The 23,875-nt window shown below is 38.9% G+C and carries 18 protein-coding genes and 1 other annotated feature (1 of these 19 only partly in view); of the genes, 7 read left to right on the forward strand and 11 right to left on the reverse strand.

Features of this window, described 5'->3' with window-relative positions:
• Positions 1–173, reverse strand: a binding site (T-box leader); it reaches 51 nt to the left of the window's first position.
• 147 nt (positions 174–320) lie between these two features.
• Positions 321–3,182: a transglycosylase domain-containing protein gene (locus tag MHI18_RS07870; RefSeq protein ID WP_340846838.1), complete on the forward strand. Its 2,862-nt coding sequence runs from the start codon at positions 321–323 to the stop codon at positions 3,180–3,182.
• Between the two features lie 49 nt (positions 3,183–3,231).
• Here MHI18_RS07870 and acsA read toward each other — a convergent pair whose 3' ends face one another.
• The gene (acsA, locus tag MHI18_RS07875; protein WP_340846839.1) at positions 3,232–4,950 is read right to left on the reverse strand and encodes an acetate--CoA ligase; all 1,719 of its coding nucleotides are present in this window, start codon (positions 4,948–4,950) and stop codon (positions 3,232–3,234) included.
• Between the two features lie 244 nt (positions 4,951–5,194).
• On the opposite strand from acsA, the gene MHI18_RS07880 reads away from it, so the two are divergent.
• Genes MHI18_RS07880 through MHI18_RS07890 form a run of 3 tightly spaced genes read left to right on the forward strand, consistent with a single transcriptional unit; the run spans position 5,195 to position 7,676 of the window.
• On the forward strand, positions 5,195–5,827 hold the full coding sequence (locus tag MHI18_RS07880; RefSeq protein ID WP_340846840.1) for a GNAT family N-acetyltransferase: 633 nt from the start codon (positions 5,195–5,197) through the stop codon (positions 5,825–5,827).
• A gap of 29 nt (positions 5,828–5,856) precedes the next feature.
• Complete coding sequence (locus MHI18_RS07885) at positions 5,857–6,504, forward strand: acetoin utilization AcuB family protein (RefSeq protein WP_340846841.1); 648 nt, start codon at positions 5,857–5,859, stop codon at positions 6,502–6,504.
• Positions 6,501–7,676: an acetoin utilization protein AcuC gene (locus tag MHI18_RS07890; RefSeq protein WP_340847615.1), complete on the forward strand. Its 1,176-nt coding sequence runs from the start codon at positions 6,501–6,503 to the stop codon at positions 7,674–7,676. Before MHI18_RS07885 ends, MHI18_RS07890 begins: the two co-directional genes overlap by 4 nt.
• 31 nt (positions 7,677–7,707) lie before the next feature.
• Here the strand turns inward: MHI18_RS07890 and ccpA are convergent, their stop codons facing one another.
• Complete coding sequence (gene ccpA, locus MHI18_RS07895; RefSeq protein ID WP_340846842.1) at positions 7,708–8,709, reverse strand: catabolite control protein A; 1,002 nt, start codon at positions 8,707–8,709, stop codon at positions 7,708–7,710.
• A gap of 378 nt (positions 8,710–9,087) precedes the next feature.
• The gene (locus tag MHI18_RS07900; RefSeq protein ID WP_340846843.1) at positions 9,088–10,164 is read right to left on the reverse strand and encodes a bifunctional 3-deoxy-7-phosphoheptulonate synthase/chorismate mutase; all 1,077 of its coding nucleotides are present in this window, start codon (positions 10,162–10,164) and stop codon (positions 9,088–9,090) included.
• 250 nt (positions 10,165–10,414) lie between these two features.
• Here MHI18_RS07900 and MHI18_RS07905 point away from each other — a divergent pair, with 250 nt between their 5' ends.
• Complete coding sequence (locus MHI18_RS07905; protein ID WP_340846844.1) at positions 10,415–12,580, forward strand: cell division protein FtsA; 2,166 nt, start codon at positions 10,415–10,417, stop codon at positions 12,578–12,580.
• 40 nt (positions 12,581–12,620) lie between these two features.
• Here the strand turns inward: MHI18_RS07905 and ytxJ are convergent, their stop codons facing one another.
• The 3 genes from ytxJ to MHI18_RS07920 form a co-directional block, all read right to left on the reverse strand.
• Positions 12,621–12,947 (reverse strand): bacillithiol system redox-active protein YtxJ, encoded by a 327-nt coding sequence (gene ytxJ, locus MHI18_RS07910; RefSeq protein ID WP_340846845.1) that lies wholly within the window; start codon positions 12,945–12,947, stop codon positions 12,621–12,623.
• Between the two features lie 71 nt (positions 12,948–13,018).
• Positions 13,019–13,615 carry a YtxH domain-containing protein gene (locus MHI18_RS07915; protein WP_340846846.1) on the reverse strand — a complete coding sequence of 199 codons (597 nt, stop codon included), beginning with the start codon at positions 13,613–13,615 and terminating at the stop codon, positions 13,019–13,021.
• 26 nt (positions 13,616–13,641) lie between these two features.
• Positions 13,642–14,151: a DUF948 domain-containing protein gene (locus MHI18_RS07920; protein ID WP_340846847.1), complete on the reverse strand. Its 510-nt coding sequence runs from the start codon at positions 14,149–14,151 to the stop codon at positions 13,642–13,644.
• Positions 14,152–14,394: 243 nt separating this feature from the next.
• Here MHI18_RS07920 and MHI18_RS07925 point away from each other — a divergent pair, with 243 nt between their 5' ends.
• The gene (locus MHI18_RS07925; protein WP_340846848.1) at positions 14,395–15,510 is read left to right on the forward strand and encodes an aminopeptidase; all 1,116 of its coding nucleotides are present in this window, start codon (positions 14,395–14,397) and stop codon (positions 15,508–15,510) included.
• Positions 15,511–15,747: 237 nt separating this feature from the next.
• Here the strand turns inward: MHI18_RS07925 and MHI18_RS07930 are convergent, their stop codons facing one another.
• The 3 genes from MHI18_RS07930 to MHI18_RS07940 all read right to left on the reverse strand — a co-directional run bounded on the left by MHI18_RS07930 (position 15,748) and on the right by MHI18_RS07940 (position 21,457).
• Complete coding sequence (locus MHI18_RS07930; protein ID WP_340846849.1) at positions 15,748–16,173, reverse strand: DUF3995 domain-containing protein; 426 nt, start codon at positions 16,171–16,173, stop codon at positions 15,748–15,750.
• A gap of 933 nt (positions 16,174–17,106) precedes the next feature.
• Positions 17,107–18,411 carry a UDP-N-acetylmuramate--L-alanine ligase gene (murC, locus tag MHI18_RS07935; protein WP_340846850.1) on the reverse strand — a complete coding sequence of 435 codons (1,305 nt, stop codon included), beginning with the start codon at positions 18,409–18,411 and terminating at the stop codon, positions 17,107–17,109.
• A 307-nt stretch (positions 18,412–18,718) separates the two neighbouring features.
• Positions 18,719–21,457, reverse strand: a complete 2,739-nt coding sequence (locus tag MHI18_RS07940) for a DNA translocase FtsK (protein ID WP_340846851.1) — start codon at positions 21,455–21,457, stop codon at positions 18,719–18,721.
• Positions 21,458–21,989: 532 nt separating this feature from the next.
• Here MHI18_RS07940 and lepB point away from each other — a divergent pair.
• The gene (gene lepB, locus MHI18_RS07945; RefSeq protein WP_340846852.1) at positions 21,990–22,595 is read left to right on the forward strand and encodes a signal peptidase I; all 606 of its coding nucleotides are present in this window, start codon (positions 21,990–21,992) and stop codon (positions 22,593–22,595) included.
• Positions 22,596–22,639: 44 nt separating this feature from the next.
• On the opposite strand, the gene MHI18_RS07950 is transcribed toward lepB, so the two are convergent.
• Complete coding sequence (locus MHI18_RS07950) at positions 22,640–23,434, reverse strand: DUF1444 domain-containing protein (RefSeq protein ID WP_340847617.1); 795 nt, start codon at positions 23,432–23,434, stop codon at positions 22,640–22,642.
• 72 nt (positions 23,435–23,506) lie between these two features.
• Entirely contained in the window at positions 23,507–23,818 is a 312-nt protein-coding gene (locus MHI18_RS07955) for a thioredoxin family protein (RefSeq protein ID WP_340846853.1), read from the reverse strand.
• Between the last annotated feature and the right edge of the window lie 57 nt (positions 23,819–23,875).

The following is a 23,875-nucleotide window of genomic DNA, read 5'->3' on the forward strand; positions in this document are numbered from 1 at the left end:
CTGTCCTCCGCTTAAACTGAATAACGGCCATCAGCCGTTTGCTGCTAAATGTATATGGTTCACAGCAAATGCTCCAGGACGTAATTCACCACGCTATATGTACCGGTTTTCACCTCCCACCGGCTCTCTAAAACAGGGATAGCTTTGCTACTTAATCCTATCATCGCTTTACATTATTAAATTTTAAGATAATAAATTTTTATCATACATAGTGACAACTGTCAACTTTATTTGACATTTTTATGGAAAATAATAAAAAGTAGTCATTCTCAAAACGGCTTATATGCTATAATGTATGTGATTTCAGGGGGTTTGATACGATGAAAAATAATGAAAGAAATAAACAGACACAGCTGCGTCCGGTAATTGATTTTTTTAAGGACAAGCGAACAAAAAAATACTCAAGAATTACATATCAGGTTGTCTGGAACTTAACGCTTTTATTCATACTTACACTAATACTCGGTTTTTCATTTGCAGGAGGCGTTGGAGCTGGTTACTTTGCTGCACTTGTAAAAGAGGAACCAATCAGATCAAAAACAGACCTAAAAAAGGATTTATACAATTATGAAGAAACCTCAGAAATCTACTTTGCCAATAAGGTTTATCTCGGCAAACTTACATCTGATTTGGAACGTGAAGAAATTTTATTAAACCAAATGTCAACACATCTTACTGACGCCATTATAGCCACAGAGGATGAATATTTCTATGAGCATGAGGGTGTCGTACCAAAAGCCATTATGCGTGCAATTTTTCAAGAAATGACAAATGCCTCTGTTCAATCAGGCGGAAGTACGTTGACTCAGCAATTAATTAAGAATCAAATACTAACAAATGAAGTATCTTTCGAGCGGAAAGCAAAAGAAATACTACTTGCGCTTCGCGTCGAAAAGTTCTTTGAGAAAGAAGAAATACTTCAAACCTATCTTAATATTTCAACATTTGGCAGAAACTCATCAGGTAAAAACATTGCAGGCGTTCAAGCTGCCTCAGAAGGGCTTTTTGGGATTAAAGCTAAAAAGCTTAATCTCCCACAGTCTGCCTTTATTGCCGGGCTGCCTCAAAGTCCATTCGGGTATACTCCATATACCCAAAAAGGAGAATTAAAAACAAATCTCGAACCAGGTCTGAATCGAATGAAAACGGTTCTAAAGAGAATGTTTGATGGCGGCTATATCACTGAAGCAGAATATAAAGATGCACTAGCTTATGACCTTGTAAAGGATTTCATAGGACCTCAACCACAACCCTATGATGAATACCCTTGGGTTACTTATGAAATTGAAAAACGTTCCGTAGAAATTCTCACAACCATCTTTGCAAAAGAAGCTGGCTATAATGAAAAAGACCTTGAAAAAGATAAAGATTTAAAAGAACAGTATACGACCATAGCTGATCGTAAGCTTCATCAGAACGGCTATAAAATTTATTCGACAATCGATAAAAAAATATATAATAAAATGAAAAAAGTAGCGAAAGATTACCAGTATTATGGGAATACAAAAAAACAGAGAATAACAGATTCAGAAACAAAAGAATCAAAGGTTATTGATCAACCAGTAGAAACCGGAGCCATCCTTATTGAAAATAAAACGGGTAAGATTCTTAGCTTTGTAGGCGGCCGGGATTATTCACGGGAACAATTGAATCATGCTACTGCAGCTAAGCGTCCAAATGGATCCACCATGAAACCACTGCTCGTCTATGCACCGGCCATAGAGTTAGGCAAGATTTCTCCTGCTTCCATATCCGTTAATGTGCCCATTAAAGTTGGTAAATGGGAGCCTAAGAACTACGGAGGCAGTTATTCAGGTTTAACCACCGCACGTGAAGCACTAAAAAAATCGCATAATGTTCCTGCAGCCATCTTTTACATGGACATTATTAATCAACGGCCAGCTAATTACTTGAAAAAGATGGGCTTTACTTCACTTGTTGAAGGAGATTACGTTAACCCATCGATGTCACTCGGAGCACTAAGCGATGGCGTGACAGTAGAAGAAAATGTGAATGCCTATTCGACCTTTGCTAATAATGGCGACTTTGTTGATGCCTACATGATTGATAAAATCGAGACTAAGGATGGCAAAGTTGTTTATAAACACAAAACAAAGCCAGTCGACGTATTTTCTCCGCAAACCGCTTATCTTACAGTAGATATGATGCGTGATGTCATAACCAGCGGTACAGCGGCATCCTTAAGAAACCGACTCGCCTTTTCTTCTGACTGGGCAGGAAAAACGGGGACAGGTCAAGATTATAACGATGCCTGGTTCGTGGCAACGAATCCTAACGTAACATTCGGAACATGGATGGGCTATGACACACCAAAACCGCTGGAGCAAACGTATAAAGGACTCTCCTATAGTAAGCGGAATATTTATCTCTGGGCAGATTTAATGAATGCTGCCTATCAAGTCAATCCCAAGCTTGTTGACCCAGCTGAACGGTTTGAAATGCCAGGAGGAATAGTCCGTCGATCTGTCTGTGCAGTATCAGGACTCCTTGCCTCAAATTCTTGCTCTGCAGCAGGTATGGCTTCTACAGACCTATTTAATGCAAAGTTTGTCCCAAATGAGACAGATGATAGCTTTATAACTGGAAGGTACGTACAAGTGGGTACCAAGCAATATACCGCGCTTCCTGCTACCCCAGAGGAATTTACAACCAATGGTTATGTACTTAATTCAGACTTTTTTAATAAGATTGGCGGAAAATATCTTGTCGATCCAAATATTTTGGCTTCCATGAATAGCAGCTGGAAAAACGTGGTTGTGCCAAACGCTGTTCTAAACGACAACGGAAAAGTTCCTGCTCCTCCAGAGGTATATCAGACAGGGCAATCCATAGCCTGGAATTCTCATTCTGAAGGGGATGTAGTCGGGTATCGCGTTTATAACGGCGGGCAAAAGGTTGCAAGCATTCGAGCTGGAGAAAAGCTTAGCTACAGCAGCGGTGCAGGGAGCTATTACGTCACTGCAGTAGATATAGCGGGCAACGAATCCCCAATGTCCACTCAGATTATGATTCAAACAGGCAGCACAAAAAAAGCACCTGAGACCACACCTGCAGAACCAGTTGTTGATTCTGATGAGGAAGATTCCCAAGAAAACGCAGAAGAAGAGGAATCTGAGCCTGCAGACGAACCTGAAGAAGTTGATGATGATACAGATGAGTAACAAGAAAGAGGCTTCCCTAATGGGAAGCCTCTTTCTTGGTTTGTTCTTTTTAGTCTTCCATCGTTGATAGATCTCCAGTTGGCAGATCTAGTTCCCAAGCTTTTAAGACGCGGCGCATGATCTTACCACTTCTTGTTTTAGGAAGCTTGTCACGGAATTCAATTTCTCTTGGTGCTGCGTGTGCAGCCAAGCCTTGTTTTACGAATTGGCGGATTTCTTCAATCAGCTCTTCCGTTGGTTCATAACCATCCCGGAGTGCAATGAATGCTTTAATAATCTCACCGCGTACCGGATCAGGTTTCCCAATGACACCGGCTTCAGCAACAGCCGGGTGCTCCACCAGCTTGCTTTCTACTTCAAAAGGACCTACACGCTCTCCTGAGGTCATAATGACATCATCAACCCGCCCTTGGAACCAGAAGTATCCCTCTTCATCCATATAAGCGGAATCTCCAGATACGTACCAACCACCCGGCATAAAATAAGATTCATATTTAGCTTGGTTATTCCAAATGGTATGCATCATTGACGGCCAGCCTTTTTTAATAGCCAGATTCCCCATCCGGTGGGGAGGAAGTTCATTTCCTTGATCATCTACAATTGCTGCCACGATTCCTGGAAGTGGTTTTCCCATCGAGCCCGGTTTAATTTCCAAGCAGGCATAATTGCTGATAATCTGAGCTCCTGTCTCGGTCATCCACCAATTATCATGAATTCGTTTATTAAAGACTTTCATCCCCCAACGAACGACTTCAGGATTAAGCGGTTCTCCTACACTTAATACATGACGAAGGGAACTCAAATTATATTTCTGGACGATTTCATCACCTGCGCCCATCAACATACGGAAAGCCGTAGGTGCACTATACCAAACAGTTACCCCATACTCCTGAATCGTTTTATACCATGATTCTGGTTTAAAACGGCCTCCTACGATAACATTTGTCGTTCCAGTCAGCCATGGTCCAAAAATTCCATAAGATGTCCCAGTTACCCATCCAGGATCAGCTGTGCACCAATAAATATCATTTTCTTTTAAATCAAGCACCCACTTCGCACTCTGATAATGCTGGATCATGGCATTATGAACATGTAGAACGCCTTTAGGCTTTCCTGTAGAACCAGATGTATAGTGAAGAATTAACCCATCGTCACGATTTACCCATTCTATTGAAAACTTCGTATCTGCTTGTTTTAATTTAGCAGAGAAATCATGCAGGTTTTCCTTTTCCTCAATATTATCCCCGACAAGAAAAATATGTTTCAGTTCAGGCAGATCGCTTACCGGTACGCGTGGCAGTAATTCTGGTGTAGTAATTAAAACCTTTGCACCGCTGTCCTCCAATCGGTCCCGAACCGCACCTTCCATGAATGCTTCAAAGAGCGGTCCAACTATCGCTCCCGTCTTAATCGTACCGAGCAAGGCCATATAAAGTTCTGGTGAACGAGGCATGAAAATAAATACACGGTCCCCTTTTTCTACCTCACCATAGTTTTTTAACACATTAGCGGCTTGATTACTTAAATTCTTCATCTCGTCGAATGTATATGTTTCGTCTCGATTATCGTCTTTATAAAGCAGGGCCGCCTTGTCTTTTCTATCAGATTCAGCGTGACGGTCAATCGCTTCATAAGCTAAGTTCATTTTCCCAGTTTTTGACCAAGAAAACTCTTTTTCTGTCTCAGCCCAATCAAACTGCTTGTACTTTTCATCATAATTTTGTAAGTTATACTCACCTTTAATTACTGGCAGCGCTTCCAATTTCATAGACAATGTTCCCCCTTTTCTCGACTTATACAGTATAATTATAGTATATAATTCTATTTATCTCAATTTTTTACTTTAAGAACCCACTATCCCTCTGCCCTTACTATACTCATAAACATCCATGTAACAAATATGTCCAAATTTAGAATGGATTAGAAAAACTTCAGAAGAATACTAGTTATCTAAAATTCCGATTTTACTTTTTATGTATAATAGAAGGTAATACTCATTAGGCGGTGAAAGAATGGAACATGTAAAGGCGTATAATTCCATGGAATTAGAAACAGGTAGAGGTACTCTAGTCATTGAAGGACCAGTTACTGCTGAAAAATTAAAATCATATGATTTCCACGAAGGATTAGTTGCTTTCCGACCGCCAGCACAACAGCATAAGGCATTAATTGAAATTGCTGATCTTCCAGAAGGAAGAATTATTATTGCCCGCCAGCAAGAAATGATTATTGGTTATGTCACTTATTTATATCCAGATCCGCTAGAGCGCTGGTCAGAGATCAAAATGGATGACTTAATTGAACTTGGTGCAATAGAAGTCATAAAAGATTACCGAGGAGCCTCTGTTGGTAAGAACATGATCCGCCTATCCATGACAGACGATGCGATGGAAGATTTCATCATCATTACAACAGAATATTATTGGCATTGGGATTTAAAAGGAACCGGATTAAATGTATGGGACTATCGCAAAATTATGGAGAAAATGATGAGTGCCGGAGGACTGGAATATTATGCTACTGATGATCCAGAAATCAGTTCTCATCCCGCTAATTGTTTAATGGCAAGAATCGGTAAACGAGTTGAACCCGAATCCATTCAAAAATTCGACCAGCTAAGATTTATGAACCGATTCATGTATTAAACGGTTATAAACTACGAGGAGGAGTAGAAATGATTGTTGAAAAAATCATGAAGAAAGAGATTATCACACTAACTGAAACGGATACCATTCAAACCGCCTTATTACTAATTCAAGAGAAACGAATTCGGCATATCCCAATCGTTAATCATGAGCATCATCTCGTTGGTCTTATCAGTGATCGTGACATCCGTGACGCTTCCCCCTCAATATTTAGAACCGAGGATTTTAAAGAGGATATGCAAAAACCTCTCCACACAATTATGAAAACCAATATCATAACCGGACACCCCCTCGATTTCGTTGAAGAAATAGGTGCTATTTTTTGCGAGTATAATATTAGCTGTCTCCCAATTATTCACGAAAAAAAACTTGTCGGCATCATTACTGGTACTGACTTGCTTCAATCTTATGTTGAACTAACAGGTGTGAATAAACCAGGTTCTCAAATTGAAGTCCAGGTCCCTGACCAACCAGGCGTTCTCTATGACCTGTCTTGTATCTTTAAAAAAAGAAATACCAACATCCATAGTATCCTCGTCTACCCTGCAAAAGAATCGGAAAGTGAGAAGGTTCTCGTACTGCGGGTTCAAACGATGAATCCATTTTTAGTGGTTGAAGACTTAAAGAAAGAAGGCTATAAAGTCATATGGCCAAGCCTTCCCGGTATCTCCCTATGAAGGATGCCGTGTTTGTCTTTTCTGAAGAACTATTAACATACAAATTCAGCAACGATCATCCGTTTAACCAAAAGCGCCTTCTCTTGACGCTGGATTTATTAAAAAAAACGGGTGCTATTACTGATGAGGATATCATCAAACCAAGGATGGCTACCGACCAGGAATTAGAATTAATTCATGATCCTGCCTATGTAAACGCTATCAGATTAGCTGGAAAAGGAAAACTTCCTAAAGAAAAAGCAGGGAATTTTGGAATAGGGACTGAGGATACGCCTATCTTTCCAGATATGCATGAAGCAAGTGCTCTTCTCGTTGGCGGGACCTTACAGGCTGTAGACTATGTTATGACAGGAAAGTCTCAACATGCATTGAACTTAGGCGGCGGTCTTCATCATGGCTTTCGCGGGAAGGCTTCTGGGTTTTGTATTTATAATGATAGTTCAGTGGCTATAAAATATTTACAGGAGAAGTATCACGCCCGTGTTTTGTACGTTGATACGGACGCCCATCATGGGGACGGTGTTCAGTGGTCTTTTTATGATGATCCAGAGGTATGTACTCTTTCCATTCATGAAACAGGAAGGTACCTGTTTCCAGGGACAGGAAATATCAATGAACGAGGCCAAGGAAAAGGATACGGCTATTCCTTTAATATTCCAGTCGATGCCTTTACCGAAGACGACTCGTGGTTAGACTCCTATACAACGGCCTTTACAGAAATCATGGAGTTCTTTAAACCTGATGTCATACTCACCCAAAATGGTGCCGACTCACACTACTTTGATCCATTGACCCATTTATCGGCAACCATGCGAATTTATCGCGAAATTCCACGCTTAGCTCACAAACTGGCCCATCAATATTGTGAGGGACGCTGGGTTGCAGTTGGCGGCGGCGGCTATGACATATGGCGTGTGGTACCGCGCGCTTGGTCAATGCTATGGATGGAGATGTCTGAACAGCCTAACCCTACGGGGCCATTATCGCCAGAATGGCTGGATACTTGGCAGCCTGACTCACCTGTCACACTGCCGCAATCGTGGGATGATCCTGAGGGAATCTACGAACCAATTCCCCGAAGACCTGAAATAACGGAAAAAAACGCGCTAACGGTTGAAAAATTACTCTACCCTATTCGTTCCAATCAATCATCTTCTGTGAAACCTACATAAAGCAAAAAAAATAAACGTCCATATTGGACGTTTATTTCGTTGATTGACGTTTTTCAATTCTATGTGGAAGAATAACAGACTCTTGATCCTCTACACTTTCTTTATTCATCAGCTTAGTTAGAAGACGCATGGAAACTGCACCAATATCATAAAGCGGCTGCACAATTGTCGTGATTTGCGGGCGAACCATTAAAGTAAGTCGTGTATTATCAAAACTAATTACCTCAAAATCATCTGGAACATTAAACCCGCGATCCTGAGCTGCATGCACAACTCCCAATGCCATTTCATCCGAACCAACAATAATAGCATTTGGTTTTTCTTTTAGGTCATTTAACTTTTGGAATGATTCAATGCCTGAATCATATGTATAATCGCCATCGATAACAAACTGCTCATTAAGTTCAATCTTTTGATGAGCTAGACCGCGCTTATATCCTGCTAATTTTTTTTGATTAATCGGATCATTAATGTTACCGCTGACAAATGCGATATTCTTTAATCCTCTTGCAGCAAAGTCCTTAACGGCATCAAAAGCAGCAGCCTCATAATCAATATTAACGGATGGAATTTGTTTCGTATCCTCAAGAGAAGCAGCAAGGACAATCGGAACCGGGGACTTCTGGAATTCCTTTACTAGTTCTTCCGTGATATTTGCACCCATAAACACAATTCCATCTACTTGTTTACCAAGCATTGTATTTAATAAGCGAAGTTCTTTTTCTTCATTTTCATCAGAATTACTGAGAATGATATTATATTTGTACATAGTGGCAATGTCTTCAATTCCTCTAGCCAGCTCTGCATAAAATATACTAGAAATGTCTGGGATTACTACCCCCACTGTTGTTGTCTTTTTGCTTGCTAATCCTCTTGCTACTGCATTCGGACGGTATCCTAAACGGTCAATCACATCAGATACCTTTTTACGTGTAGCAGGTTTAACATTCGGATTCCCATTAACTACGCGTGAAACGGTAGCCATTGATACGCTAGCTTCACGAGCTACATCATAAATCGTTATATTATTCATAAAACCACTCCTTCTTACCATCAATTTTCCCATTTACAGCTTTTCTCAATCTTAGCTTTTTTATAACCAGCTCATCTAAAGAGGAGCATATAGGATTTTTCATATATTTCTTCAGAGCTGATGTTAATCTCGATTCACTTGGTCAACTTCAGGAAATCAATCTAACATTTTAATTGTTCAGATATGAGCATTCAAGTCGTTTCATACACTTATCCATTACTGTATAAACGTACTGTATTACTCTATCATACGACAGGAGAACCCTTGTCCGCAATGTATCTGTTCCTAATTATATAACAAATTTATCAATAAAGTTCAGCACAAATAAAAAACAGCTCCCCAGCCGAATTGGAAGGGAGCTGTTTTCACTAAAGAAAATTACAATGATACCCAGTTCAACTTGTTAATTTCATTATAGAAAGTATCAAATTGTTTGAAGTCCATTTGTTGAGCAGAATCGGATAATGCAACCGATGGATCTGGATGTACTTCAGCCATAACTCCGTCAGCGCCGATTGCTAATGCCGCTTTTGCCGCTGGAAGCAGCAGATCACGACGTCCAGTAGAATGAGTTACGTCAACCATAACAGGCAGATGCGTTTCTTGTTTTAGAATCGGTACAGCTGAAATATCAAGTGTATTTCTTGTTGCACGTTCGTATGTCCGAATTCCACGTTCACAAAGAATGATGTTGCCATTTCCTCGGGACATGATATATTCAGCAGCATGAATAAATTCGTCAATTGTTGCTGCAAGGCCTCGTTTTAACAGCACAGGTTTATTCACAGCTCCTGCAGCCTTTAACAACTCGAAGTTCTGCATGTTTCTTGCACCAATTTGTATAACATCGATATACTCACAAGCCATTTCAATATCATTTGGGTTTACAATTTCACTAATGACAGCTAAATCGTATTCATCGGCAACTTGTTTTAGTATTTTTAATCCCTCTAGCCCAAGTCCTTGGAAGTCATACGGTGAGGTACGCGGCTTATAAGCGCCTCCGCGTAATAACTTAAGACCCTTCGCTTTTACAACTGCTGCTACAGCAGCTACTTGCTCATAGGATTCAACTGAACATGGTCCGAATACAAAGCTCGGAATTCCGTTCCCTATTAACTCACCCTTAATGTCAATAACGGTATCCTCTGCTTTTCTTTTTCTTGATACAAGTAAGGCTTTCTTTTGATCTTCTTCTTGAAGATCCAGTCCAACCTTAAAAATTTCCTTGAAGATATGTTTAAGGGAAGCAGGCTCTAATGGTCCTTCATTATTCGCTTCGATAAGATCCAGCATTTCTCTTTCACGAACTGGATCATAACGATTAACGCCCTGCTTTTCTTTTACACGGCCAATTTCTTGTACAACTCCCGCACGTTGGTTAATAAGATGTAATAAATCAAGGTTGATGTCATCAAGCTTTTCTCTCAGAGTTTCAAGATCCTTGTTGCTCATTTCAAACCGTCCCCTTTGACTGTCTATTTTACTACATACTCAACACTTATCTTTTGCAGATTGCTCAAATCTGCGGATATTCTTCCTTTTATATCCGACAACTGTCAAGAATTTAAAAAATATGGTACATTTCTTATATAATTTAGATTAGTATAAATGAAAATCTGAAGATTGTCACTATTTATTTCTTTATTAAAGAAACGCTTTTAAGCATTAAAGCGTATTATAACTACTTAAAGAGGTGTTTGTATTGCCGGAAAAACTCTTTGCCCTCGATATTGGTACGCGATCAGTGGTCGGTATTATCCTTGAAAAACAGGATACTACATATGAGGTAAAGGATATCCTATCCCAAGAGCATACAGAGCGGGCCATGCTGGATGGACAAATTCATGATGTATTGGCTGTTTCTAAAGTCATCACGGCTATAAAGAATCAACTTGAGGAAAAACACGGTCCCCTTAAGAATGTGTCCGTAGCAGCTGCCGGACGTGCACTTAAAACGGAAAGAGCTGTAGAAGTAATTAACATTAAGGACAAACCCATGATCCAGCAGGAGGATATTCTGCATCTTGAATTGTGTGCTGTTCAACAAGCTCAAGCAATCGTCGCCGAAAAAATGGCCTTACAAGAAAGTACACAATATTTTTGTGTAGGGTATTCTGTACTTTTCTATCGGCTTGACGGCCAAGAAATCGGCAGTTTAATCGATCAGAGCGGCTATGAAGCCTCGGTAGAGATTATTGCAACCTTCCTGCCTAAAGTCGTCGTTGAATCGTTAGCTGCCGCTTTAAAGAGAGCTGAGCTCCATATGCAGGCTTTAACACTTGAACCGATTGCTGCTATTAATGTTCTAATACCTCCTTCTATGAGGCGTTTAAACGTCGCTCTCGTTGATATTGGCGCTGGGACTTCCGATATCGCGCTGACTGATTCAGGAACGGTCATTGCTTATGGAATGGTTCCAATAGCAGGCGACGAAATTACTGAAGCAATCAGCGATCAGCTCCTTCTTGATTTTCCACTCGCTGAAAAAGCAAAAATAGAGTTAAGCGATCCTGAGCGGGACAGTATATCCGTAACTGATATTCTTGGATTTACAACTGAACTTAGCAAACAAGAAGTGATTACAGAGTTAAATCCCGCCATTGAAAAGTTAGCTCACTCAATCAGTCATGAAATTCTTGCTCTCAATAATAATAAAGCACCAAAGGCCATTATGCTCATTGGCGGTGGAAGTCTAACACCAGAATTACCGTCAATGATAGCTGAAAAATTAAGCTTGCCCTCGAATCGAGTGGCTATCAGAGGGATTGAAGCGATACAAGATATTAAAATTGCCGCTCATGTAAAAAAAGGACCAGAGCTTGTTACTCCTATCGGAATTGCTATTGCAGCACATCGTAATCCAATACGCTATTTAAGCGTCATTGTTAATGGAAAAACGATTCGCTTGTTTGATATGAAACGACTCACGGTTGCTGATTGTCTGCTCACGGCGGGGATTCGTTTGACTAAGCTTTTTGGCAGGCCTGGAATGGCGCAGATGGTTCAGGTGAACGGTCAGCCTGTAACCATACCAGGGAAACTAGGCGGTAAGCCTGTACTCACTCTGAATGGTATCTCCGCTTCCCTTGATGATCCTGTAAAAAGCAATGATGACATCTCCATTCAAAAAGGACTGGACGCCGAGCCAATTATGCTTCCAATCAAGGACTTACTTGATCATATTCCGCATTGTACCGTTTATATAAATAATCAGGAATATCCTGTTGAGGCTGAAGTAAGACGGAATGGATTCCCTGTATCTGGAGACGAGCTTATTGCGGATCACGATTCCATTACTTGTATAATGCCGCCAACGATCAGCGCATTAGTAACTTCCCTTCAATTAAAAAGTTTATTAGCTAACGTACGCCCATTTATAATTGAACTAAATCAAAAACCGCTGCAGCTCCCAGCCTTTGCCGGGAGACTTTTAAAAAATGGTTTAGCTGTAAAACCAGAATCATCCTTTGCGGATGGAGATAAGTTTAGTATCCATGCTCCTCTACAGCCAAGGGTAACAGATTTAGCAAAAGCTATTCAGGCACAGTTAGCCTATACAGTCCCTGTTTCTTTTAATGGCAAACGCATCATTTTGTCAAAAAAGCTAACCGAATTTTACAAAGAAGGACAGTTGTTAAAAGATACGGATCAGGTTACCGATGGAGACTCCATCTCTTTCATTCAACACAAAATGGAGCCTTTTATATTCCAAGACTTATTCCGACATGTCGAAATTGATATGCCTAAGCATTCAGCAGGGCGCTTTGTTTTAATAAAAAATAATCAAGAAACCAGTTTTCATGAAACGCTGGCATCCGGTGATGAACTTAAGATTCTCTGGCCTACCACCATCCATAATCATAAATAAAAAAAGCCAGATGCAGAGGTTAGCATCTGGCTCTTCCTATTTATTGCTCTAAAGCTGTTTGTAACGATTCCTGCGTAATTCTCCAATGTGAATCATTCCAGATTGGTTGTCCATTTTTAAACAAAATAGCTTGTGGAGATGCATGCTTGATTCCAAACGTTTCTGCTACATAATTGGACAACGGTCTAGCTTCCTGAACAGCTAAGAAGGCTGTTTCTAAGTCATTTTTATCAGAAATAAACGATTGGTACTCATCAAAAGCCGCTCCACTTACCGGACAAGTTAAACTATGTTTAAACAAAAGAAAGAATTCATTGGTAAGAAGTTTATTAAATTGCTCTTCTGTTTCAATTTTTTTACCCGCCAAGAATTTTACCCCCTTTACAAATTAAAAAGACGCTGAAAGTATCGTAACACTTCAGCGTCTTTTCTTACAAATTATTTTTTGTATTTATTTTCTGTCTCATCGAATGCTTTTTTTGTTTCATCCAGCTTCAGTTTAGCTGCATTAGCATTGCCAGTGGTAGTCGTGTTTCCTGTATTGGTATCAGTTTTCACTTCTACGGCTGCAACTGGAGCTTTATTATAGCCTGTTGAACCATCAGAATCACCAAGATCACTTGTGTCATTTCCAGTATTCTTAACATTTGGGTCTTCTTGTGATTGTTTTAACCCTTTTACTTTGTTAAGTATATCCGTTGATTTGGTAGTTACAATATCTGCAACTGGTTTTGTTTTTTCCATTGCAGTTTCAGCAAGTCCAGATCCTTTTTCCATTAAATCAGAACCCTTTTCCATTGCAGTTTGACGAAGTTTTTCGGTTTTCTCAGTAAGTGATTTGGCTTGGACGTTTAAATCATTACGAAGCTCTTTACCAGGCTTTGGTGCCATGAAAAGTGCTGTAGCTGCACCAACAATACTGCCAATGATTGCTCCTACTACGAAATCCTTCGAGCTCTTGCTGCCTCTTTCTTCTTCAATCGATCTTTGATTATCTCTTGTATAATCCTTTACTGGGTAATCTTTTTGTACCATGTTACATTCTCCTCTCAAATTTGAAATTAGTTAGTAGATCGTAAAAAGCGTTTTTTCGGTATACTTTCTGTTTCAACTTCAGGTTTTGTTACCATGGCTGCTGGGACAGATGAGTCTTCAGGTTGTCTTTTTCTTGTTTTCCACTTTTCACGAATTTCCATTGCAATATTACTCCATTGGACAACTTGTGAAATTCTTTCCTGATTATCATCTATTTCCTGTTGTACTTTATTTGAAACCTTTTGAATAGATGTATTAAAACTCTGGATAGAGGTTCCTACATCTCTTACAGCATGAACAACTGTATTCAGGTTTTCAGATTTCTCCTTCAAGTCTTCTGCCAAAACGTTTGTTTTGTGCAGGAGCTGTGTAGTCTCTAATGAGATACCCTGCATTTGACTTTCAAGACCGACAAGTGTTTTGGATACACTGTCTAAAGTAACCTGTAAAGATTTCAATGTATTGCCTAAGAAAAATACTAAAACTAAAAACGCAATCGCTGCAACTGCAGCACTTAAATATAATACAATTTCCATTTGACCACCTCCACGAATAATCCAACAACAATATATCCCTTATGTTACTAGTTTAAATACCCTAAAGGGAATAATATAAACTATTTATTTTTTCAAGAAAGAAAGTTAAATACCTTTATTTTTCAGAAAATAATTTTCACCTGCAAACCTATTATTTCAAATCCCGAAATAAATTCAGGAAGAATTCAAGGAAATCGGTTACAATAGAAAGGTAAAAATATTACATATATGGAGGAATACCTGATGAAAGACCCTAGAATTACATTATTAGCCAAAAATTTAATAAATTATTCAGTTAATCTTCAAAAAGGTGAAAAAGTTTTAATTGAGAATTTTGGAATACAAACCGAATTAGTTACAGCCCTCGTTCAAGAAGCGTATGCTGCCGGCGGATTCCCTTTCGTATCTTTAAAAGACCATCAAGTAGACCGTGCCCTCCTTATGGGTGCTAAAGAAGAACAATATGAAATGATGGCTAACTATGAAGCTAAAGTCATGAAAGAAATGGATGCTTATATTGGCCTTCGTGCAGGAAACAATATCAGTGAACAAGCCGATGTCCCATCCGATAAAATGGCTATTCACGGCCGCACAATCGGAAAAAAGGTACATCGCGATATTCGTGTCCCGAAAACCAAATGGGTTGTTCTCCGCTACCCAACTCAATCAATGGCTCAACTTGCCAAAATGAGTACTGAGGCCTTTGAAGACTTCTACTTTGATGTATGCAATCTAGATTATGGGAAAATGAGTGGAGCCATGGACAGCTTGGTTGAGCTAATGGATAAAACAGATAAAGTCAGAATCACAGGACCTGGAACTGATTTATCCTTCTCTATCAAAGGTATCAAAGCAATCAAATGTGCTGGAGAAATGAACATTCCAGACGGTGAAGTCTATACAGCACCAGTAAGGGATTCCATTAATGGCGTTATTTCATATAACACCCCATCCCCTTATCAAGGTTTCACATTTGAAAATGTAAAACTCACATTCAAAGAAGGAAAAATCATTGATGCAAAAGCAAACGATACAGAACGCATCACAAAAATATTTGATACTGATGAAGGCGCACGTTATGTTGGAGAATTTGCAATTGGAGTCAACCCCTTCATCCAAACTCCTATGCAGGATATCTTATTTGACGAAAAGATTGATGGAAGCTTCCACTTTACACCGGGACAATGCTATGAAGAAGCTTCAAATGGCAACCATTCCGATATTCACTGGGATCTAGTCAATATACAACGACCTGAATACGGCGGCGGCGAAATCTATTTTGATGATGTACTCATCCGCAAAGACGGAATTTTTGTCATTCCAGAATTAGAAAAACTGAATCCAGAAAATTTAAAGTAAACAAAAAAAGTGACCCAAATAATTAACGGGTTCTGTTTTGAAGTAGAAAACTTTAATTCACAACCCGCTTAGAATCATAATTAGTATTGTTTTTAACATAAAAATAGCAATAGAAAAAGCAATGGAATTCATTTTCCATTGCTTTTATTGTTGAATTTCGCCATTTGTTCGTGATACGTTGAAAACCTATTTCACCACTTGAGCAGTTCGCTCAGCAATATGTAGATTGTCGAAATCTCATATAAATGATGCTAGCAAAAAAATGAAACTAAGCCATACACAAAGAGGTGAATAGAAGGCGGTATCTTGTTTTGCAAATCTAGTATGTTTGATTTTCTTGAAAAAACCTACATATTTTCCTTCACCAATAGCACGTAACAAGAAAACAATTCCTCCAGCTATACAAAGCCATTTTGAAAGATGGGAGGATTTTATGACTGCGAACAAATCTATTTGAACTAATAGAAGTACAGATGCAAAAAAGCATAGTAATCCGATAAAAAGTGTACCTAACATTCTTGGTCGTAAAACTGGTAATTTACTGTCATCTTTAGTTGGAAGAGCCGTATTTACTCCCCAACTTCCACCAAATGCCCAAAAAACGTGTAAGATACCAATAAGTATAAATATGAGAGACGTTATTCCTATTAAAATCTTTATCAATTTACCACCTCTTCTGTATGTTATCGTCCTCCCATATCTAAATTGGTCATATCATTAGCATACTTATTTTTCAAGCATTTTAGCACACTTTTCGCAAGGTGTCTGCTGAGCAGCAGATTCTTGGGAATTGGAATGCTAATCTAATTGCTAATTGACTCGTTAAAATCATTGAAACCCTTATATAGCACCAAATAAATGAAGCCCAATTCATATGAGAATTGGACTTCAAATTGATTCGTTATTGTACTTTTTCTACTTCAATACCGAACCCGTTACCAAATTATTGGATCATTTTTTTGTACACTTAATTTTATGCAAATGATCCTGCACTTCTGATGGAGGGACGCTGACCCTGGGGGGTATTTCCTATAATAAAGCATTTAATCCCGTCTGAGGGGGGCGTATTCCCGTCTCGATCAAGGGTATTCCCGTCTGGAACAGCTGTATTCCCGTCTGAGACTAGCATAATCCCGTCTAGGCACTAAATTTGAACACAAAATACCCACCTGGGTATATTAGTTTTAGGTTCTTATATAAATGGGACGCTATCTTTTAATCTTCCTACGCCGCGCATACCCTATGGGGGTATTTCCTCTATATTTGTGCTTCTCCAGCACTTAATCCCGTCTGAGGGGGGTGTATTCCCGTCTCGATCAAGGGTATTCCCGTCTGGAACAGCTGTATTCCCGTCTGAGACTAGCATAATCCCGTCTAGGCACTAAATTTGAACACAAAATACCCACCTGGGTATATTAGTTTTAGGTTCTTATATAAATGGGTCGCTATCTTTTAATCTTCCTACGCCGCGGATACCCTATGGGGGTATTTCCTCTATATTTGCGCTTCGCCAGCACTTATTCCCGTCTGGGGTTAGCACTCGCTTTTTTCTAACAAAAAAACCGAGCACGGGTTTCTCCGGCTCGGCTGCTTTTCTTAATTAAGTTCAATTTGCTGCTCGTAAGCAACTTGGAATTTCTGAATATCTCCAGCTCCCATAAACAAAATAATGCCTGTTTCGTACTGCTTAAGTACGGACATATTGTCTTCTGTTATAAGTTCAGACCCTGGAATTTTCTTTAATAAATCTTGAATCGAAAGTTTCCCTTGGTTCTCACGTGCTGAACCAAAGATTTCACATAGATAAACCTTGTCTGTAAGATTTAATGCTTCTGCAAAGTCGTCAAGGAACGCTTGTGTTCTTGAATAAGTATGAGGTTGGAAGACAGCTACCACTTCACGTTCCGGGTACTTTTGTCTTACTGAATCAACAGTTGCCTTAATTTCAGTTGGATGATGCGCGTAATCATCAATGATAACTTGAGATCCTGCTATCTTTTCTGAGAAACGACGTTTTACTCCACCAAATGTTGCTAAATGCTCCTTCACTGCTTCAGTATCTAAATTTTCATATTGACAAAGCGCAATGACAGCAAGAGCATTAAGAACACTATGCTTTCCAAATGTCGGAATCGTAAACGTTTCATAATACGTATTACGAACATTTACATCAAACGTTGTTCCTTGTTCGGAAATAGAAATATTTCTTGCTTGGAAATCATTTTCTTCAGCAAAGCCATAAAAAATAACGGGAACCTTCGCTTGAATTCCTTGTAAATGTTCATCATCACCACAAGCAATGATTCCTTTGTTAACTTGAAGAGCCATCTGCTGGAATGCATCTACGACATCCTCAATATTCGCAAAGTAATCTGGATGATCAAAATCAATATTGGTCATGATTGCATAATCCGGAGAGTATGAAAGGAAATGTCTGCGGTATTCACATGCTTCGAAAACAAAGTATGCCGAATCAACGATTCCTTTTCCAGTGCCATCTCCAATTAAATAAGATGTTGGTTCTGCTCCTCCCATTACATGGGCGAGTAATCCAGTGGTTGACGTCTTACCGTGTGCACCTGTTACAGCCACACTTGTATAACGCTTCATGAAATCACCAAGGAAACGGTGATACCTAATAACTGGCAACCCTAGTTCCATTGCTCGGACTATTTCGGGATGTGTATCTGGAAATGCATTTCCAGCGATGACAGTCATGTCCGGCTGAATATTTTCTTCTGTGAAAGAAAGAATTGGGATACCTGATTTTTCTAATGCTAGCTGCGTAAAGAATCTCTTTTCATAGTCGGATCCTTGAACCTGATAACCAAGATCATGCAGCACTTGGGCAAGCGCACTCATGCCTGAACCTTTGATACCAACAAAATGGTAAACGGTCATATATAGAACCTCCAACAATCGTCTATCTGTATGACAGTATATGACGTTATCTTTTATTTGCCTTTAACGAGGAAAAGTAAAAGTCCTGACCTGCGTCTGACGATACTGTCAGATTTCAATTTGGACAACCATATCTCCTGATTAAACACACTTTTTTAATATAAATGGGTGTTACTTAAATTCAGTCAACGAAAATAATTATAGCACTTTTTCTTCAAATCAACCATCTTAGAAAGATTTCATTTGCTTACTCTATCTTTGTACCTAGACCCAACTATTTTCACGAATAAAAATTAGTTATTTAGAATTATTTCACAAGACTCTTGTCCTGAAGGAATTCTAATTCTTCTTCTGTAATTAATACATCTCTGGGCTTGCTTCCTCTAGATTCCGAAACGATTCCTTGACGCTCCATCATCTCAATTAACCGGGCTGCCCGATTATAGCCGACATGGAATCGTCTTTGCAGACTTGAAGCAGAGGCTGCACTTTGAGCAATGGCAAATTCGCATGCTTCAAAGAATAAATCATCACTATCCTCTGTAGCCTGAACTTTGTTGAGTAAATCTTCTTGTTCAAATAAATAATTTGGCTGCTGCTCATTTCTAACATGCTGTACAACCGCATCAATTTCATCATCATTCACAAATGTTCCTTGAAGGCGTACCGTTTTTGATGAACCATTCTCAGCAAAAAGCATATCCCCTTTGCCTAAGAGTTTCTCAGCTCCACCACTGTCAATAATTGTCCGAGAATCCACCTGAGATGAGACCGAAAAAGCAATTCTAGTTGGTATATTAGCCTTTATCAAACCGGTGATGACATCCACAGAAGGACGCTGTGTGGCCACAATCAAATGAATTCCGCATGCCCTGGCCTTTTGGGCTATCCGGCAAATGGCTTCCTCTACATCAGCTGGTGAAACCATCATTAAATCAGCTAATTCATCAATTATGATTAAGATATAAGGTAGTTTATTTGCATATTGGCCGGCAGCTTCAGCATTCTGGTTATAGCGGCCAATATCACGAGCACCAGCGTGAACAAATAATTCATACCGGCGTTCCATTTCATCAACAGCCCATTTAAGCGCAGCTGTTGCAGCCTTTACATCTGTAATAACAGGACTGACCAGATGAGGAATCCGGTTATATGGCGCCAGTTCCACCATTTTAGGGTCAATCAGCAATAATTTAAGTTCCTGTGGAGTTGCTTTATATAATAGGCTCACGAGCATTGAATTGATACAAACACTCTTCCCTGATCCCGTTGCACCCGCAATAAGACCATGAGGCATCTTTTTCAAGTCGGTAACCACCGGCTGACCAGAAATATCTAGGCCTAAAGCAACTGTTAACGGTGAGTCATTGGATGTAAATGGATCACTTTCCAGCACTTCACGTAAAAACACTGGTTTACTCTTTCGATTTGGGATTTCTATACCAATCGTATGTTTCCCGGGAATAGGAGCTTCCATTCTCAAATCTTCTGCTGCAAGACTAAGCTTGATATCGTCCATTAAATTAGTGACCTTATTGACTTTAACCCCAGGCTCTGGCTGTACCTCAAAGCGTGTAACAGCTGGTCCCTGTGTAACATTTACCACTCGGGCACGCACATTAAAATTCTTTAGCGTACCATCTAGAATAGCTTTCTGCTCCTCGACCCATATTTGATCATTTTCTGGAGGAGCTGCGGGTGTTAATAAATCACCACTTGGGAAAACATAGTAGGGATTTTCCGTTTCCAGCTGTACCTCTGTTTGAATGATCGTAGACGATTCAGGCTGTTGATCACTTTGGTTTACATCATTGAGACTCACCATCGTAGGAATCGCTGTTATTTCTTCTTGAACATTCTCTGCAATTCCAGCTGTTTCCGTAACTTCATGTTCAGCTTCTACATCTATATCCGTACTTGTCGTATTAATTGCATCTATAGACGATACTTCCTCAACGCCGCTTGCCACTTCTTCCTCAGATACAATATAAGTAGTCTGGTTAGTCTCTACTTTTTCCTGTGGTTTAACCGTTTCTTCCGTTAGAAGACTTTTTTTTTGAGCCTTTGGTACAAAAGATGTGATTTTTTCTTTATCCTTTTTTAACATCATCACATTAAATGGGATATGTTTTTTTACTGTTTTAGTCAAATCCTCCTCAACTTGAGGTGTCTCAATTTCAGCTGATTCTTCTGTTTGTATCACACGTTCTTCTATTCCAAAAGATTCCGGCTCCATTTCTTCGACGGCTTCTTCTTTTAGTACAACCTCAATTGGTTCAGGTTTGTTACCCGTTTCTTGATAATAAGCGGGCTCTAAAATACCTGCCGCTACTTCTGCACCGGCACTTTCACTTAATTCTAAGCGTTCAATCAGTTCTTTCTTTTCCTGCTCGTTAGGGTCGGTGCTGGATTCAAGGTCTATTAAACTATCTTCCTTACGATAGACCGCTGGTATATCCAGCGGCAGTGACTCCGTTAATGGAATAGCCGATTTAACAGTTTTTAATTCATATTCAATGATTTCTTCTGTGTGACTGACAATCTTACTCGGCCGTTGAAAACCATAAACAGCCGAAGGAATTTCCGTTGGACGAAAAGGTTTTTTCGATGGCATTATTTTATTTGTTACTTCTTCTTTTTTTGTATTAATTTTGGCGGCTGGCTTTTCGGTATGACTCTTCTTACCAGTAGCACGCCGTTCTGTTTTACCTGGTTTTACAGGTTCTTTCGTTCGTACACGTCTTGGTCTCGATTCTTTCTCTGCATGATCAGGAATAACAGGGAATTTAAATTGTCCCTTAGGATATTGAAATAAGATTTTGGTGTCTGGATCTCTAGACGTGTTATGTGCTTGTAATAAATGCTGTTCCTTCTTTTTCTTTTCCTTCTCTTGCTCTAAACGCCAATTCTGTGCTGATTTATGCTTTGAAAAATCTAAATCTACTAATTCTTTTGGTTCAAGTGGCTCATCTATAATAATCTCTTCAATTTCAATAATTTCCTCTTCCGTTTGAAACCATTTTTTAAACGTATTTAACCATTTCATTACAATCACTCTTTCTGCTTACATGTAGTCAATGTTCATTCTAACAGGATTCAAGAAAATTTGGAGTAAATATCCGTGATTAGGAAAAATAAAGAAGAACTTATTTTACATAAGTCCTCTTCTATACAACCCTCTTTATATACCTTTTAAACATTAAATTTTATATCAACATAGTTTTTATCGGTTAAAGACAATAAACATTAAAGTTTCATCACCCTATCATCATAATCCTTTCTACGGGAAATCTATATTAATAAAATATTTTATTTGCATTACAAGTAGTTTCAGCTATTACACTCAGTCATAAAAACAAAAAATGAAGCTCGATATATGTGAGTGTTTTTACTTACACTTTCTTTTCATACATTCGTTAAATCATTTTCTAAAATAGTTTAATCATGAGTTTTAATCATAGAAGCACTATTTGACGTCCCTGGATATTCATATTTTTATGACTAAGTTCAAAGGTATTTTTATTTGAATACATAATATAACAGTTAGTGACTACTCTATTTTGATTGGGGGAAGCATTTTGGGAAAGAATTGTACGATTTTTTTCTTAATTTTCTTTTTAGCAGGATGCGCTAAGGTAACAACTTCAGAAAATGAAATTCATGATGCAGCTACCCCGAAAGTTTTACCACTCGTCGAAGAACTGGAAGATGGATTAGAAACCTATCATTATTTATTAGATACTATGGAAAGAGGAAATCACGAATTATTTGATAAGGATTTAATTATCGATTTTAAAACTGAGGATGTAACAATTGAACGAGGCAACGTTGTAGTAACAAGAAATCAAGAAGTAGATTTACTTGTCACTCGTGTGATTGGTCTTCCTGGAGAACGTGTAAAAATTGAAAAAGGTCAAATATATATTAATGATAAAAAACTTAGTGCCTTTTATGGAAAGGCACATCGATTAGGAATGAATAAAAATGATTACTTTTCTTTTGTAGATAAAAATAAAAAGTATATGAAACAAACTAATTTGGAGGAAATATTTGATTTAGAAATGGAGAGCATGACCTTAAATAACAATGAATATTTCTTAATTGGGGACGATTGGTTTAGAAGTGTCCATCAAAAAGCAAACATAGGTGAGATAATCGGAATAGTCACAGGGATACAAGAATAATGAAACAGAAAAGACTGCCAATATAGATTGGCAGCCCTTTACTGTTAACGCTTTTTGTTTTTCCCAAGAATAAAAACAGGTTCAAGCTCCCCGTCTTCATAAAGAAACGATAAGGCGGTTATTGGTACATGACCACTAGTGAAAAAACTCATAGCCATTTGCGCGAGAATATCGTACCCCGTTTCATTTTCGATGTCACAAATGATAATAACGTCCTGATGAGGAATGGCTACTGCCATCGTTCCTTTCATAGAGGCCTTCATTTCTTTTAACCACGCTTCATTAACAATCCTACTTGCATCGTAACCATCATTCGTATTGAGAAAATAGAATGTATTCCCTGCCACAGTATCTGCCTTCACAGGGGTTGGTAAGGAACGGACATTAAAACGAGCTATTTCTCGGATTCGATCCGCATCCCAATCTTCCTGTTCAAGCATGGTATGATCGATTAAACGATACGTCTTTCCTAAGTCTAGAGCATAGTAAATCCGCGTTTCTGCTGTATGGTCATCAAATAAAAACTTGTTCCCACTTTCCGATTCATCAGGAAATGATGTTGAACGGACAACGGGGAAGATTTGTTTCTCTTTTCCCTGAAGTGAATGTTGTTCTCCCATTACTTTTAAGGCTTCTTCTACATAATAAACCACTTCGTCAATGGCTTTATCTTGAACGTTTTCCCAATTAGCCACAATTTTTGAAATTTCTACTGTAATTCCTTTTTTTGTATCTGTATTTACAATCCGCAAGGTATCCTGCTTACTATCATATTGAAAACTGCGTTTGCTCTGGTCTAACCGCTCTTGTAACGCCTTGACCATTTTCTTGCTATCCATTTTCATAATTTCGATTGCCTCCTGCTATTCTCTCTATAAGATAATCCTTTCCAATATACCGAAAGTGAAGTCTTATAATGATTCAATAAATGTTTCGATTTCCTCTTTTGTTTTCCGGTCCTTACTGACAAATCGCCCAGTTTCTTTGCCTTGATTATAAGCCAGAAAACTTGGGATTCCATATATATCATTCTGTGCACAAATATCAATAAACTCGTCACGGTCTACATAGATAAACGTGAACTCTGGATATTTCTCTTCAACCTCTGGAAGAAGCGGCTCAATGATTCGACAATCAGGACACCAGCCAGCGGAAAATAAGAATATATATTTCCCTTCCTTTTTCATTTCCTCAAATTGTTCAACTGATTCTAAATGCTTCATTTATAATTCCTCCTGCTATTTCATTTCAACGACAGTTATGTACCTTGATAATACCAA

It is taken from the genome of Peribacillus sp. FSL H8-0477, assembly GCF_038002765.1.
Classification (GTDB): domain Bacteria; phylum Bacillota; class Bacilli; order Bacillales; family DSM-1321; genus Peribacillus.

Bases quoted from the DNA above. Each gene is read 5' to 3' on its own strand.
- MHI18_RS07870 (WP_340846838.1), top strand. From the start codon at position 321: ATGAAAAATAATGAAAGAAATAAACAGACACAGCTGCGTCCGGTAATT.
- acsA (WP_340846839.1), bottom strand. From the start codon at position 4,950: ATGAAATTGGAAGCGCTGCCAGTAATTAAAGGTGAGTATAACTTACAA.
- MHI18_RS07880 (WP_340846840.1), top strand. From the start codon at position 5,195: ATGGAACATGTAAAGGCGTATAATTCCATGGAATTAGAAACAGGTAGA.
- MHI18_RS07885 (WP_340846841.1), top strand. From the start codon at position 5,857: ATGATTGTTGAAAAAATCATGAAGAAAGAGATTATCACACTAACTGAA.
- MHI18_RS07890 (WP_340847615.1), top strand. From the start codon at position 6,501: ATGAAGGATGCCGTGTTTGTCTTTTCTGAAGAACTATTAACATACAAA.
- ccpA (WP_340846842.1), bottom strand. From the start codon at position 8,709: ATGAATAATATAACGATTTATGATGTAGCTCGTGAAGCTAGCGTATCA.
- MHI18_RS07900 (WP_340846843.1), bottom strand. From the start codon at position 10,164: ATGAGCAACAAGGATCTTGAAACTCTGAGAGAAAAGCTTGATGACATC.
- MHI18_RS07915 (WP_340846846.1), bottom strand. From the start codon at position 13,615: ATGGTACAAAAAGATTACCCAGTAAAGGATTATACAAGAGATAATCAA.
- MHI18_RS07920 (WP_340846847.1), bottom strand. From the start codon at position 14,151: ATGGAAATTGTATTATATTTAAGTGCTGCAGTTGCAGCGATTGCGTTT.
- MHI18_RS07925 (WP_340846848.1), top strand. From the start codon at position 14,395: ATGAAAGACCCTAGAATTACATTATTAGCCAAAAATTTAATAAATTAT.
- murC (WP_340846850.1), bottom strand. From the start codon at position 18,411: ATGACCGTTTACCATTTTGTTGGTATCAAAGGTTCAGGCATGAGTGCG.
- MHI18_RS07940 (WP_340846851.1), bottom strand. From the start codon at position 21,457: ATGAAATGGTTAAATACGTTTAAAAAATGGTTTCAAACGGAAGAGGAA.
- MHI18_RS07950 (WP_340847617.1), bottom strand. From the start codon at position 23,434: ATGGATAGCAAGAAAATGGTCAAGGCGTTACAAGAGCGGTTAGACCAG.
- MHI18_RS07955 (WP_340846853.1), bottom strand. From the start codon at position 23,818: ATGAAGCATTTAGAATCAGTTGAACAATTTGAGGAAATGAAAAAGGAA.